Below are 13,699 nucleotides of genomic sequence, written 5' to 3' on the forward strand. Positions count from 1 at the left end.
CTCCGTTTATTTTATTTTTTCTCTCATTCGTTCCATATCATCCACGAATACCAGGATTTCCGCCACCACCTCATACAGCTCCGGCGGTATCATATCTCCGATTTCCAACTTGGAAAGGGTTTTCGCCAGCTTATCATCCCGGTAAAAGGGAATATTCTCTTCCTTGGCCTTCTCAATAATTTTTTCTGCCAGATGCCCCTTTCCGGTGGCGATAATTTTCGGCGCAGCCTCTCCCGGATTGTATGCGATGGCCACAGCCGTTTTCTGCCTCTGTCCCTTCAGGGTCTCCATGGTTACCAATTCCTGGGTATTCTTATATCTTGTTTCTGCCATAGATTTCCTCACGCCCCCTGTGCCGCTATGATACAGAAACGCAAATGGAACATGCCAACTTTGACGATGGGTTCCCTCGCGTCCCTTCGTTATATTATGCTTTCACATCAAAGGAATACCGGTGAAGCTTTCCGGCCGGCTTCTCCTGTTCCAGAAAATCCTGCACCGTATTCTTCTTAAGCTTCCGGTTTTCCACGTTAACCTCACAGCTATATCCTTTCTCTTTCAGACGTTCCACCAACTGTTCGGTAAAATTCCCAATCAGGCGAAACGACAAATCATCCGCCAGGTAAAAATCCGTCTGCACAGAGGAGCCATGCATTTTTACATAGATATCCGTGGAGCCTAAGTGCTCCAAATCCAGATGCAGCAGGGCAGACAGTTCGCCCTCTTTATCCCTGAGGTTTTTCTTGTTGGTATACACATACAAATCACTGTGGGCATTCTGCTGCTGCAATTTCAGCGGAAGCTGCACATAAGTATAGATCTGATTCAGCTGATTCATAAAATCCAGATTGCTCTGTACGGACTGGGCGGTTCTGGCAAGGGCCGTTCCCTCTTTTCCCGCCTGGGAAAGAGCCTGCTGCAGCTCTGTCATCTGCCTGGTCAGACGCTGATACAGCTCTTTCACCGCTCCCTCTTCTTTCAGCTGTTCCGGCCGGAGCATCCACTGCTCTGTCATCGCCTGCTTCATCAGTCCCTTAAATTCCCTGGAAGAAAACAGCTTCTTTACCTCATTTCCATTGAGATTCCCGCCGTTGTCCAGAGACTTCATAATCTGCTGCAGCATTTCCCCGGCAGAAAGACTGGTGTTCAGCTGGCCCTGGGGCAACAGCTGCTCATTTCCCGCCGCTCCCGGAAATCCTTTCAGCATATTGGCCAGATTTCCCTGCTGCTCCCTGCTTAAAACAGCGTCTATGGGGGGTTGCTGGTGACCGTCAACCGCTGCCGGCTCCGGATTCTGACTGCTGACTGCTGAAGATTCCGGATTCTGCTGCTGACCGCCAACCGCTGCTGACTCCGGATTCTGACCGCCAACCAGTACCGACTCCGGATTCTGCTGAGACAGACTGGAGACTGTCTGGTTCTGTCCGGCATTTCCTTCCTGCAGCAGCTGATTCTGGACTGCCTGCTCTCCGGTTATGGCTCCCTCTCCGGATTGCCCTCCCTTTGGGACGGTCTGGGTAAGCGCTTCATTCTGCATTCCCTGGCCCTGGCCGGGAGCTGCCTGAACACCGTCCCGATTCCCGGCTTCCTGGCCGCCCAGAAGAATGGACAAAAGCTGACGCTGCAGTCCCAATAACTGTCCTGTTTCCGGACTCTGGCCGCTTTCCGCCGCCGGATTTCCCAATGTAAAATTCTCAGAAAAAGCCGTATTCTGCCCGATTCCGTCTTTTCCGAACAATTGCTCCGGAAGGTTGGCAATCCCTTCCATCAGCTCCTGCATCTGGGGTAAAACCGCCTGCTGACCGTTCTGATAATTCTGAAACTGATTCAGGGAATTCTCCGTAATGGCAATTCCCAGCTTCTGCATCTGCACCAAAGTCTGCATATTCGCTTCCGGAAAACTGGCCGCTGCCCGGGCCATCTGCATCAGGCTGCTTTTATCTATGGGAAGCTGCTCCATCATCATCTCATTGACCATAGAAAGGTTCCGGGGCGTTACCTTCAGTCCCGCTGCCTCTAATGCCTTCATCAGCGTGGGATTCTGCGCGCTTTCTAAGGTCACCGGGCGAATGGAAATCTGATCCCCCGTGTTTGCCTTCACCTCAAACAGCATGGGCTGACCCTTTTCCAGACTTACCCCCGCCTCCATTCTGGCGGATATGGTTCTTCCGTCGCTTAATCCCAGGGTTACCTGGCCGTTCTTTATGTCTGTCACCATGCCTTCAAAAACTTTTCCCGGCATCAGCTCCTGGGCCTGAGCCACAGGCTTTGCCGCAATCGTTTCTTTTACGCTTCCCAAAGTCTGTGTATTTGACGCTGTATTAGTCTGATACTGTAAAATGCCTCCTAACGACATATTTCATCACGCCTTCCTTATTTTATAAACGTCCTTCGGTGAATCGGAGAGGGCCCGTGGAGCTGTATCGCCGCCATATGCTCTTTGGTGCCGTATCCCTTATTCTTGGCAAATCCGTATTCCGGCATAATTTTATCATACTCTGCCATCAGTCTGTCCCTGGTGACTTTTGCAATGATGCTTGCCGCACCGATGGAAATACTTTTTGCATCCCCTTTGATGATAGGAACCTGGGGAATGGAAATCTGCGGAATTGTCACCGCATCATTTAATAATATATCGGGCGTCAGAGACAATTTTTGAATAGCTTCGCGCATTGCCTCATAAGTTGCCTGCAGAATATTGATTTCATCAATCCGCTGGGGGCTGACCATTCCGATCCCCGCTGCCAGAGCCTCGTTCATAATCACCTCATACAGCTCCTCCCGCTTTTTCTCACTGAGCTTTTTGGAATCATTGATATATAAAATACTGCAGTCTTTGGGCAGTATCACGGCGCCGGCAACCACCGGCCCTGCCAGCGGCCCCCTTCCCGCTTCGTCAATTCCGCACACAAGGCCCGCGCTCTCATATTTTCTTTCGTACTCTTTTAAGTTCCAAATCCGCTGTCTCTCCCGTTCCAGAGCTTCCATACGGTTTCTGGCCTGCTGCACCAGTTTTCTTGCGCCGGCTCTTTCATCTTCTTCGTATTTGGATATAAAAGAAGGCAGCATCGTCTCCTCTGCCGCCTGTAATTCTTCTTTCATCAAACTGATTTTCTTTTGTTCTCCCACTTGCTTCTCCTCTACTGGTGTTTGATAAACCCGGCGTTGTCAAAGGGATAAATCCGAAGCCAGGCTCTGCCGATAATATCTTTTCTATGCACCACGCCCACTCTGGGGTCTCTGCTGTCAGAACTTGCATTCCGGTTATCTCCCAGCACAAAATATTCATCTTCTCCCAGTTCAATGGGTACTGCCGCCTGCCCCTGATCCAGCATCACTTCCCTGCCGTAAGATTCCTCTAACACTTCACCGTCAATAAAAATGCTGCCTGCTTCGTCAATCTGCACCGTTTCTCCCGGAAGCCCGATAATCCTTTTAATATAGTAGGTATCCTCTTCCTGCTGAAAGGGAAATACTATGATATCAAAACGTTCCGGCGCGTGGAACCGGTAGCTGATTTTGTCCACAATCAGATTATCCCCGTCGCTGAGGGTATATTCCATAGAGGTTCCGCTTACCTGGGTTCTCTGCCCTACGTAATGAATCACCAGATAGGTGGCCAGAAATACAACCGCTATATACAAAATAAAGCTGACTGTTTCTTTCAGCACACCCGATTTTCCTTCTGAAGCGTCTTTTTTGGATTCCTGCTTCACTTCTATCTTATTGTCGTTTTCCCTTTTACTCATATCTATAATTTCTCTTCCCGCCATCTGCTAAAATTTATAATACTCCGCTGTTTCCATACTGCTATTTTACTGCTGCTCTTCTGGAAATTCAAGCGTTATTTTCCCCAAACGCCCGCTGCGGAATTCATCCAGGGCCAGAGCGGCCGCTTTGCTGTAATCCAGCTCATTTCCCTTTTTGATACAATTTCTGTTCTCCGCAATCTGCATTAAAATTTCCGGCGGCTGGGCTTCTTCCGCCGCGTCGTACCGCTCTTTCAAAATTCCGGGATAATATTCTTTCAGAATCTTAATCAGTTCCAGAGAAAGCTCGTCGATATTCAATATTTCATCCTTAATGGAGCCAATCAGCGCCAGGTGCAGCCCCACCCGCTGATCCTCAAACTTGGGCCATAAAATTCCCGGCGTATCCAGAAGTTCCACGTTCCGGTTCAGCCGAATCCACTGTTTTCCCTTAGTGACCCCCGGCTTATTTCCGGTTTTCGTACAGGCTTTTCCTGCAAAAGTATTGATAAACGTGGACTTTCCCACATTGGGGATTCCAACCACCATGGCGCGCACCGGGCGGTTTTTGATGCCCCGCTTTCTGTCCCGTTCCATTTTCTCCCGGCAGGCTTCCATAATCACATCATTGATGCCTTTCATTCCTGACCTGGTTCTGGCGTCTAATTTCACCACAAAATATCCTTTATTCCGGAAAAAATCAGACCAGCGCTGCGTCTGCTTCTCACTGGCCAGATCCGCCTTATTCATCAGAATCAGCCTTGCTTTCTGCCGCCCCAGCTCATCAATGTCAGGATTGCGGCTGCTTAAGGGAATTCTGGCGTCCACCAGTTCAATTACCAAATCTATCAACTTCATATCTTCCTGCATCTGACGTTTGGCCTTCGTCATATGCCCGGGATACCACTGAAAATTCATATTATCTCCTTTATTTCAACAATCCGAACCGGTTCCAGGGATACACAATGCACCATGCTTTCCCAACGATATATTCTTTTTTCACATTGCCGATACTGGCATACCGGCTGTCCTCGCTGTTGTTCCGGTTGTCTCCCAATACGAAATATTCATCCTCTTCCACCACAATCTCCTCCTCTGCCAGAAGGGGATTCTCAATGGCGGAAACTTCTATTTTTTCCTCAAAGGGTTCTCCATTGATATAGATAATGCCGTCCTTAATCTGTACCCGGTCTCCCGGCAGGCCGATGACGCGTTTGATATAGTAATGGGATTTCTCATTTCCGTTGGGCAAAAAAACAATCAGATCATTCCGACCCGGGCCGAACAGCTTGCAGCCGATGCGGTTCACCAGAATCTTCTCCCCGCTCTCTAACGTAGGCGACATGGAAGGCCCCACCACAGACACGCGAAAGCCCACAGACAGCACAAAAAGTATTGCCAGCGCAATTGTCAGAAGAATCTCTCCGATCCAGACAATCACTTCCTGCACCAGTCCGGTGTTTACTTTTTTCTTTTTCCGATTAAAATTCAATCCCGATGTTCTTCTCATAGTTCCCTCTGTATAACGGCCCCTTCTGCCATTTTCCGACCTGCATGTATACAAAGCAAGGGACAACTACCATCGTATTTGTCCCTTGCTTCCTTCCTGAGAAAAACTGCCCCATGGCTGCTCTCACAGGTATTTGCTTCTGCCTGAATTATTTCATCAGTTCTTTTACCTTAGCTCTCTTACCTACGCGTCCTCTCAGATAGTTCAGCTTCGCACGTCTTACTTTACCGCGGCGAACCACTTCAATCTTCTCTACATTGGGAGAATGCAGCGGCCATGTCTTTTCTACGCCAATGCCGTTGGAAAACTTTCTTACGGTAAAAGTCTCTCTGTTGCTTCCGCCCTGTCTCTTTAAAACAATTCCTTCAAAAACCTGAATTCTCTCACGGTTTCCTTCTTTGATCTTACCGTAAACTTTCACGGTATCGCCCACACGGAATTCGTCTACTTCTGCCTTTAACTGTTCCTGTTCAATGCTTTTAATAATGTCTGTTGCGTTCATTTGTGACCTCCTGATTCATTTAGATGTTCTTAATACGCTTCGTAACAGAGGACCATCATTTTCTTTTCACAGATTTGTATTATAGCACAGGCCCAATGGAAATGCAAGAAATATTTGCCGCCCCTCTGCTGAAATATTTCAAAGGCCTGCTTCTTTCAGCCAATTCCTCTCTTCCTCTGTCAGCTCTGCTTTTTCCAGCAAATCCGGCCTTCTTCTGCCGGTCAGCAGAATGGACTGCTGCCTGCGCCACTGTTCAATATTTTTGTGATGGCCGGACAAAAGAACCGGCGGCACTCTTCTTCCGTTCCATTCCTCCGGCCGGGAATACTGAGGATACTCCAGTAAATTTCCCTCAAAAGACTCAAAAGAGCCAGATTCCTCATTGCCTAACACTCCCGGCACCATCCGGGAAACAGCGTCTACCATTACCATGGCCGGAAGCTCTCCGCCGGTGAGCACATAATCTCCGATGGACATATAATCCGTCACGATTTCTTCCAGTACCCGCTCGTCAATCCCTTCATAATGACCGCACAAAAGGATCATCTCCTCTTCTTTGGCAAACTCTTTGGCGTCCTGCTGCGTAAAGGTTCTGCCCTGGGGCGTTACATAGACGCACCGGGGCTTTTTGCCGCTCCGCTCCACCACCGAGCGCCAGGCATCATAGACCGGCTGTGCCTGCATCAGCATTCCCGCGCCGCCGCCATAGGGATAATCGTCTACTTTCTGATGCTTATTCGCTGAATAGTCCCGGATATTTACCGCTTCTATCTGCAGAAGCCCCGCCTCTGCCGCCCGGCCGATAATACTGGTATTCAGCCCGTTTGCAACCATTTCCGGAAACAATGTCAAAATATAAAATTTCATACTCATTCCATTCCTTCTTCCAGTAATCCTGCCATCAGATGCACCTGCATGGTTTTGTCAGCAATGTCAATCTTCCTGATACATTCCTGAATGGCAGGAAGCAAAAGCTCTTTCTTTTTATTCGATACTCTGGAACTATAGGGAGAATCCGGGGCTACCTGGATGATATACACATCATTGGCTCCGGTCTGCAGCACATCTTTCACTTCTCCTAACAACTGTCCCTCCTCTGTCTTAACCTCAAGGCCAATCAAATCCGCGATGAAGTATTCCCCTTCTTCGCATTTTACCGCCTGTTCCCTTGCGATCAGAAGGCTTTTTCCTTTATACTTTTCCACATCATTTATATTGTCAATGCCCCGGAATTTCAGAATAACCAGGTTTTTAAAAAATTTCACCTGGCTGATTTCCAGTGCAAGTTTTTCTTTTCCTGTGTCCAGCAATACGTTTTTCAATTTTTTAAACCGTGCCGGATCGTCGGTAGTGGGAAATACCTTTACCTCTCCCCGCACGCCATGGGTGGTTGTAATCACGCCCACCTGAAACAAATCTTCCATAGAACTTCCTTTCCCAAAAAAATCGCAATGAGCCAGAACTCACTGCGATTCTTCTGCGTACAGCTACTTTTACTCCGGCGGTTCAATGTCGGAGCAATACCATCTTATTGCATGATATCCACTACTACTTTTTTATCACTTTTAGCCGCTGCTGCTTTTACAACGGAACGAATTGCTTTTGCAATCCGTCCCTGCTTTCCGATTACCTTTCCCATATCTGCCTGGGCAACACGTAACTCTATCACAATGGATTTGTCGTTCTCAGTCTCTGTAACTGCAACCTCTTCCGGATAATCCACAAGCGCTCTTGCAATTACTTCTACTAATTCTTTCATTACGTCACCTCACGAAGATTATTTTTCGATACCGGCTGCCTTAAAGATCTTCCCTACTACTTCTGTAGGCTGCGCACCATTTGCTAACCATTTTTTCGCCAATTCTTCATTTACGTGAAATTCACTTGGATCTTTCGTTGGATCGTATGTTCCGATTTCCTCGATAAACTTACCGTCTCTCGGAGATCTGGAATCAGCAACAATGATTCTATAGAAAGGCGCTTTCTTCTGGCCCATTCTCTTTAATCTGATCTTTACCATCGCATATCACCTCCTGATATATCTTTCTATTTATTCTGTAATCAGAACATATTGTCCTGTTACTGACTGTTATGTTAAAAGCCAAAGGGCAACTTGAACCCGCCTCTGCGCCTGCCCTTTCCTTTGCCGCCCATCAGTCCCGGGATCTGCTTCATCATTTTCCGGCTCTGCTCAAACTGCTTTACCAGCCGGTTTACCTCACTGAGATCCACGCCTGCGCCTTTGGCAATTCTGCGCTTCCTGCTGGGATTCAGGATTGAGGGATTGGCCCGTTCCTTTGGGGTCATGGAATAGATAATTCCTTCAATTCTTGCCATTTTCTTTTCATCCATGGCATTCTCAATCTCGGCAATCTGGGAGCCTCCGATTCCGGGCATCATACTGAGCAGACTGGAAATCCCGCCCATCTTCTTCATCTGGTTCATGGATTCCAGATAATCGTCGAAGCCGAATTCCGCCTTCTTCATCTTCTGTTCCAGTTCTTTTGCCTTCTCTTCGTCAATGGTTTCCTGGGCCTTCTCAATCAGGGTCAGAACATCTCCCATGCCCAGAATCCGGTTGGCCATCCGATCCGGATAAAACTGCTCCAGGTCAGACAATTTCTCACCCATACCAACGTACAACAGCGGTTTGCCGGTAACTGCCCGGATGGACAATGCTGCTCCGCCTCTGGTGTCTCCGTCCAGCTTGGTGAGAATCACGCCGTCAATGCCGATTTTGTCATTAAAGGTTGTGGCCACGTTCACTGCGTCCTGGCCTGTCATGGCGTCCACCACCAGAATGGTCTGATGCACCTCCACCTGCTCTTTGATTTCCTGCAGCTCCTGCATCATCTCTTCATCCACATGGAGACGTCCCGCCGTATCCAGAATCACTGTGTTAAATCCTTTTGCCCTGGCATGTTCAATGGCTGCTTTGGCGATATTGGCAGGCTTATGGCTGTCGCCCATGGAAAACACTTCCACCCCCTGCTTCTCACCGTTAATCTGAAGCTGCTGAATCGCTGCAGGACGGTAAATATCACAGGCTGTCAGAAGAGGTTTTCTTCCCTTCTGCTTCAGCTTTCCGGCAATCTTGGCGGTGGTTGTGGTCTTACCTGCTCCCTGCAGGCCCGCCATCATGATCACTGTCACTTCACTGCCCGGCCTTAAGGCAATCTCCGTTGTCTCAGACCCCATCAGAGTAACCAGTTCCTCGTTTACAATCTTAATTACCATCTGCCCCGGATTCAGGCCGTTCATCACATCCTGTCCTACTGCCCGCTCCTGTACAGATTTCACAAATTGCTTTACAACCTTAAAGTTGACGTCCGCTTCCAACAGCGCAAGTTTTACTTCCTTCAATGCTGTTTTCACATCATCTTCTGTCAAAAGCCCCTTGCTCCGCAAAGATTTGAATACATTCTGTAATTTCTCCGATAAGCTGTCAAATGCCATCTTATAACTCCTCTAATATCTCATTGGAAATAGCTTCAATCTCTGCCATCACCACGGCTTCCTTCTGCTGCTGATAATTCCGGCTGAGTGACTGAATTCTGCTGACCTTCTCTTTTGTGCTTAAGAACCGCTCTAAAAGATGCAGTTTTTCCTCATATCCTTCTAAAATCCTGTCACAGCGTTTCACCAGATCATGCACGCCCTGGCGGCTGATTCCCTCTTCCTGGGCAATCTCACTGAGGGATAAATCATTCAGCACAAAATCCTCATAAACTTCTCTCTGGTGATCCGTCAGCAGCTCTCCATAAAAATCATACAGATACGTCTGCATCAATTTTCTTTCCATTTCTATCACCTTGGGTATCATACTATAAAAGAAAGCGGGTGTCAAGTGTTTTTTCTTTACGAACTGTTGTTTGTATTTATCTGCCTTTTTTGAATTTGTCGCAATTCTGCGTTCAGCTCTTGAATCCTGCTGCCGAATATGCTATATTAGAGATATAAAAAGGGAAAGCCATAGAAGCGGCTACCCTCGAACAAATCAAACTAACACATGGTGTCAGCCGTCACTATTCGCAGTAGTGGCGGCTATTTTCGTTTTCCCTTAAAAACTGTGTAACACAATCCAATAAGGGCAACAATGAATATTCCAGTCTGAACCAAATCAGAATATGTAATCATCATTAGCAACGCCCTCCTTTCTTTCGTCTGGAGGGTCAGCCCCTCCGTTTCGGAGGGCAGCCGCCTGGCTCTATGGTTTCCCATATTCTAAGTATAGCACGCGTTTCTTTTTTAGACAATGCCTGTATCTAATAACTCACACTAATACTACAGCGAACGTTTTATATTTGGATTGTTCGCTGTAGTACTAAAACATGTTTAAAAAATCATTCCGGACATCTGCATCCCCCAATTTGCGTGACATTTATACTTCATTTGGTCAACGCAGCCCTCTACGCCTCCCTATATTCGGCACAAATCTCCCTCCAGGTCTGATCTGTACTCAATCACAGGCCGCACCCCTTCCGCCTTCTCAATTTCATCCAAAAGCTGCCTGGACAGCTCCTTCTTTATTTCGTTATATTCTGAATCGCCCACCAGATTTTTTAATTGATATGGGTCCTTTTTCAGATCGTATAAGAAATCCTCAGCATAGTAATCGCTGCTTCCCTCCTGCCATCCATCTGAGTCCGGGGCATATACGCTGTAAAGATAATCTTCTGTCCGGATACATCTTCCGGTACGGCTTTCACTGATCTGGGCAAAAACTCTGTTTTCCCTGTGATGGGTTTTTCCATCCGCTACGTCTTTCAGGTTTTCTCCTATCATCAGATTTCCAATGTCTATGCCTCCCATGGCAAGGAATGTTTTGGGGAGACTGGCTGTACTTACCAACTCCCTGACCCTCTTCCCTCCTCTGAATCCGGGTCCCGAAATTACAAGGGGCACTTTCAGAGCAGAATCATGACAGGAGCGTTTATAGTCGTCCGCCCCCATAAGATGTTCATCCTTATTGCGGGTTTTAAAATGGCAGCCGTGATCTGAACCATAAATAATCACTGTGTTATCATAAAGCCCTTTTTCCTTAAGCTTTTCTATGATACGCCCTAAGTTATCGTCCAGGCTCTTACAGCAGCCTAAATAATCCGGATACATTTCAGCTGCATCTCCGCCAAGGGCTTTCAGCTCCTCAGGAATCTCATAGCCTGCAAACCGCTCTTTTGAACCATTGGGTCCCTCATAACAGCCCCGGTCGTTTTGATGGTGGGGTTCAATATGGGATATGGTCAGAAAAAATGGTTTTTCGCCGTTGTACTGATTCAAATATTCCATGGCAAAATCTGTGATGCAGTCTGCACGGTATCCCTTAAATTCTCTTTTTTGCATATCTTCATCAAAAACATATCCGTCATATCCATGGGAAGTGGCTTCCAGCACATCAGAAACCCTCCAGAACCCATGATAGCCGCCCCGCCGCTCCAGAGGAATAGGAGCCGTCTCATAATCAATACTGGGAGGAGCCGAATAACTGTTCCGCTCACTTGCCAGATGCCATTTTCCCACATAGGCATTGTCATAGCCTGCTTCATCCATGTAATTTGCCACCGTTTTCACGTTGGCCGGAAGAGGCTGTCCATTTCGATAGCAATTGATTTCCGTCGGATAACGCCCTGTCTGAAACAATGCCCTGCAGGGGCCGCATACAGGCTGAGCGGTAAACGCATTTTCAAATACCACTCCTTCTGCTGCCAGCCTGTCCAAATTCGGACTGATGTCCATCCTTTGCCCGTAACATCCTAACGTGTCCGGGCGCTGCTGATCCGAAAAATAAAACAAAATATTGGGTTTATTCATTTAAGTATCCCTGTCCTTTCTCTTTGATTACGTTAATCAGCATTTTCATTGTTTTCGTTAAAAATTTGTTTTCATGCCATACCACATAATTCTCTCTTTTAAAACTCTCCTCCGGCATCTCCCGCAACACAATTTTCCCTTCCTTTGCCAATTCTTTTACCCACCGTTCCGGTAAAAATGAAATGCCAAGCCCGCATTGGACCGCTTGGATCAGGGCCTGGGGATTACAGCTTTCGAACACAGGCGCTGCTTCTATGTGGTGCAGAAAGAAAAAATGCTCTAACAGGGAATGGGTTGTGCTCCCTTGTTCCCTGAGAAGCAGCGGATATTTCTCTATATCGAAAGGAAAAATCTTTTCTTTCTTTGCCAGCTCATGTCCGGGCGGAAGAACAAGCAGCAGCTTGTCTGCGGCAAAGGGCTCGGCATGCAGCCCAGGCATACTGACAATTCCTTCAATCAGCGCCAGATCATATTGATTGTTTAAAAGGCCGCTTTGGAGCGCGTCCGCATTGGTGACCGTAGAAACGATCTCCAATTTGGGGTACTGTTTCTGAAATTGAAGCAGCAGATCCGGCAAAAAAAAGCAGCCCAGGGTATTGGTGGCCCCAAGCCGGATTTTCCCAATTTCATCCCAATCCCGCAATTCCTTTTCCATTCTGTCAAACGCTTCCACGATGTGCAAAGCATGCGCATAAAACTCCTGTCCAACAGCCGTACGGCTTAAGCGATGGCCAATCCGCTCAAACAGGCAAACGCCATAGTAGCGTTCCATTTCCTGGATGGCGCGGGTAACGTTGGGCTGGGTCATATTTAAAATTTCTGCAGCCTTTGTAATGCTTTCCAGAGAATAGACCTGAAGAAAGATTTTCATATGTCGGATCGTCATATCTCATCTCCATTTCACTATTTATACCAAAATTGATATGATTACCATAAAATAATAACATTTTACATATATCATTGCAAGCCTTATAATTAAAATATATTTTAAATCTCAGGAGGCAGATACATGTCAGGCAAAAAATTACTGCAGCTCTTTTTCAATATGCTTTATATCAGCGCTTTTACCTTCGGCGGCGGCTTCGTGATCATCACATTGATGAAACAGAAATTTGCAGATGAACTGGGCTGGCTCGATGAACAGGAAATGCTGGATCTCACCGCGCTGTCCCAGGCTTCCCCAGGGGCAATTGCAATAAATGCAGCTATCCTTGTGGGCTGGCGCACTGCCGGCGCCGCCGGGATTACAGCCGCAGTTGCCGGGACCATCCTTCCGCCCTTGGGTCTCCTTTCAGTTATCTCCTTTTTTTATGCCTCCTTTATTTCAAACCCATATATCGTTCTGGCATTAAAGGGTATGCAGGCCGGGGTTGCCGCCGTAATTTTTGACGTGGTATGGAACCTGGGACAAAATGTATGGGAGGAAAAGTCAATCGCCAGTATCCTCTTGATGTCCATTGCTTTTATCGCTGCCTTTTTCTGTCATATCAACGTCATTTACATCATTTTGGCCACAGCTTCCTTTGGGATCATCCGGGAAATTTTTCGCCGAAAGAAAGGAGAAGCATGATTTACATTCAATTATTTATCAGTTTTTTCCAGGTAGGGCTGTTCAGCATCGGAGGCGGGTATGCTGCCCTGCCGCTGATCCAGAATCAGATCGTAGAACTGCACTCCTGGATGACCATGGGCGAATTTACAGATCTGATCACCATTGCCGAAATGACCCCGGGGCCCATTGCCGTCAATTCCGCCACTTTTGTCGGCATCCGCATTGCCGGAATCGGCGGCGCCCTGGCTGCAACCTTTGGGTGCATTTTTCCCTCATTAATGATTGTGACTTTTCTTGCATTTCTTTACTGCCATTATAAAGGTTCATCTTTGATTCAAAGTGTGCTTTTTTGCCTGCGCCCGGCGGTGGTCGCCCTGATCTTCTCAGCAGGACTCTCCATTGCCCAAACCGCCCTGTTCGCAGAAAGGGAGCTAAGGCTGCAAAATACAGACTGGACAGGCGCAGTCATTTTTCTTGCAGCGTTTGTAATCCTGCGCAAACGAAAATGCAATCCCATCCTTATTATGGCCCTGTGCGGGGTATCTTATCTGGGAATTAATATGTTATACTAGAAA

Annotated in this window: 17 protein-coding genes and 1 pseudogene; 2 read left to right on the forward strand and 16 right to left on the reverse strand. The window is 47.4% G+C overall.

Translation table 11 applies throughout. The features are described from left to right. Positions 1-6: 6 nt before the first annotated feature. From ACTO17_RS00405 to ACTO17_RS00480, 16 genes and pseudogenes are all read right to left on the reverse strand, one after another. Positions 7-291, reverse strand: a complete 285-nt coding sequence (locus ACTO17_RS00405; protein ID WP_172535935.1) for an EscU/YscU/HrcU family type III secretion system export apparatus switch protein — start codon at positions 289-291, stop codon at positions 7-9. Between the two features lie 136 nt (positions 292-427). Next, positions 428-2,356, reverse strand: a complete 1,929-nt coding sequence (locus ACTO17_RS00410; RefSeq protein WP_482556481.1) for a hypothetical protein — start codon at positions 2,354-2,356, stop codon at positions 428-430. A gap of 17 nt (positions 2,357-2,373) precedes the next feature. Continuing rightward, complete coding sequence (rnhB, locus tag ACTO17_RS00415; protein WP_482556543.1) at positions 2,374-3,102, reverse strand: ribonuclease HII; 729 nt, start codon at positions 3,100-3,102, stop codon at positions 2,374-2,376. A gap of 38 nt (positions 3,103-3,140) precedes the next feature. After that, positions 3,141-3,749, reverse strand: coding sequence for a signal peptidase I (lepB, locus tag ACTO17_RS00420; protein WP_482556482.1), 609 nt, complete (start codon positions 3,747-3,749; stop codon positions 3,141-3,143). 66 nt (positions 3,750-3,815) lie between these two features. Continuing rightward, entirely contained in the window at positions 3,816-4,667 is an 852-nt protein-coding gene (gene ylqF / locus ACTO17_RS00425) for a ribosome biogenesis GTPase YlqF (protein WP_482556483.1), read from the reverse strand. Between the two features lie 10 nt (positions 4,668-4,677). Then, positions 4,678-5,259: a signal peptidase I gene (gene lepB, locus ACTO17_RS00430; protein ID WP_172535925.1), complete on the reverse strand. Its 582-nt coding sequence runs from the start codon at positions 5,257-5,259 to the stop codon at positions 4,678-4,680. Between the two features lie 148 nt (positions 5,260-5,407). Further along, the gene (gene rplS / locus ACTO17_RS00435; RefSeq protein ID WP_482556484.1) at positions 5,408-5,761 is read right to left on the reverse strand and encodes a 50S ribosomal protein L19; all 354 of its coding nucleotides are present in this window, start codon (positions 5,759-5,761) and stop codon (positions 5,408-5,410) included. 138 nt (positions 5,762-5,899) lie between these two features. Then, positions 5,900-6,628 (reverse strand): tRNA (guanosine(37)-N1)-methyltransferase TrmD, encoded by a 729-nt coding sequence (trmD, locus tag ACTO17_RS00440; RefSeq protein WP_482556544.1) that lies wholly within the window; start codon positions 6,626-6,628, stop codon positions 5,900-5,902. A gap of 2 nt (positions 6,629-6,630) precedes the next feature. After that, positions 6,631-7,185, reverse strand: a complete 555-nt coding sequence (gene rimM, locus ACTO17_RS00445) for a ribosome maturation factor RimM (protein WP_172535923.1) — start codon at positions 7,183-7,185, stop codon at positions 6,631-6,633. 104 nt (positions 7,186-7,289) lie between these two features. Then, positions 7,290-7,520: a KH domain-containing protein gene (locus ACTO17_RS00450; RefSeq protein WP_135990685.1), complete on the reverse strand. Its 231-nt coding sequence runs from the start codon at positions 7,518-7,520 to the stop codon at positions 7,290-7,292. An 18-nt stretch (positions 7,521-7,538) separates the two neighbouring features. Beyond that, complete coding sequence (rpsP, locus tag ACTO17_RS00455; protein WP_172535922.1) at positions 7,539-7,781, reverse strand: 30S ribosomal protein S16; 243 nt, start codon at positions 7,779-7,781, stop codon at positions 7,539-7,541. A 74-nt stretch (positions 7,782-7,855) separates the two neighbouring features. Beyond that, entirely contained in the window at positions 7,856-9,217 is a 1,362-nt protein-coding gene (gene ffh, locus ACTO17_RS00460; RefSeq protein ID WP_482556485.1) for a signal recognition particle protein, read from the reverse strand. 1 nt (position 9,218) lies between these two features. After that, positions 9,219-9,563 (reverse strand): YlxM family DNA-binding protein, encoded by a 345-nt coding sequence (gene ylxM / locus ACTO17_RS00465; RefSeq protein WP_172535920.1) that lies wholly within the window; start codon positions 9,561-9,563, stop codon positions 9,219-9,221. A gap of 533 nt (positions 9,564-10,096) precedes the next feature. Next, positions 10,097-10,168: pseudogene (locus ACTO17_RS00470) on the reverse strand (DUF6783 domain-containing protein); the annotation flags it as partial. Between the two features lie 12 nt (positions 10,169-10,180). Further along, positions 10,181-11,572: a sulfatase family protein gene (locus tag ACTO17_RS00475; RefSeq protein WP_482556486.1), complete on the reverse strand. Its 1,392-nt coding sequence runs from the start codon at positions 11,570-11,572 to the stop codon at positions 10,181-10,183. Next, positions 11,565-12,458 carry a LysR family transcriptional regulator gene (locus ACTO17_RS00480; RefSeq protein WP_482556487.1) on the reverse strand — a complete coding sequence of 298 codons (894 nt, stop codon included), beginning with the start codon at positions 12,456-12,458 and terminating at the stop codon, positions 11,565-11,567. The genes ACTO17_RS00475 and ACTO17_RS00480 overlap by 8 nt, the downstream gene beginning before the upstream one ends. A gap of 123 nt (positions 12,459-12,581) precedes the next feature. Here ACTO17_RS00480 and ACTO17_RS00485 point away from each other — a divergent pair, with 123 nt between their 5' ends. Beyond that, a complete protein-coding gene (locus tag ACTO17_RS00485) occupies positions 12,582-13,142 on the forward strand; it encodes a chromate transporter (protein ID WP_482556488.1) in 561 nt (186 codons plus the stop codon). Next, positions 13,139-13,696 carry a chromate transporter gene (locus tag ACTO17_RS00490; RefSeq protein WP_172537654.1) on the forward strand — a complete coding sequence of 186 codons (558 nt, stop codon included), beginning with the start codon at positions 13,139-13,141 and terminating at the stop codon, positions 13,694-13,696. The genes ACTO17_RS00485 and ACTO17_RS00490 overlap by 4 nt, the downstream gene beginning before the upstream one ends. Positions 13,697-13,699: the final 3 nt, after the last annotated feature.

Source organism: Petralouisia sp., assembly GCF_056822245.1.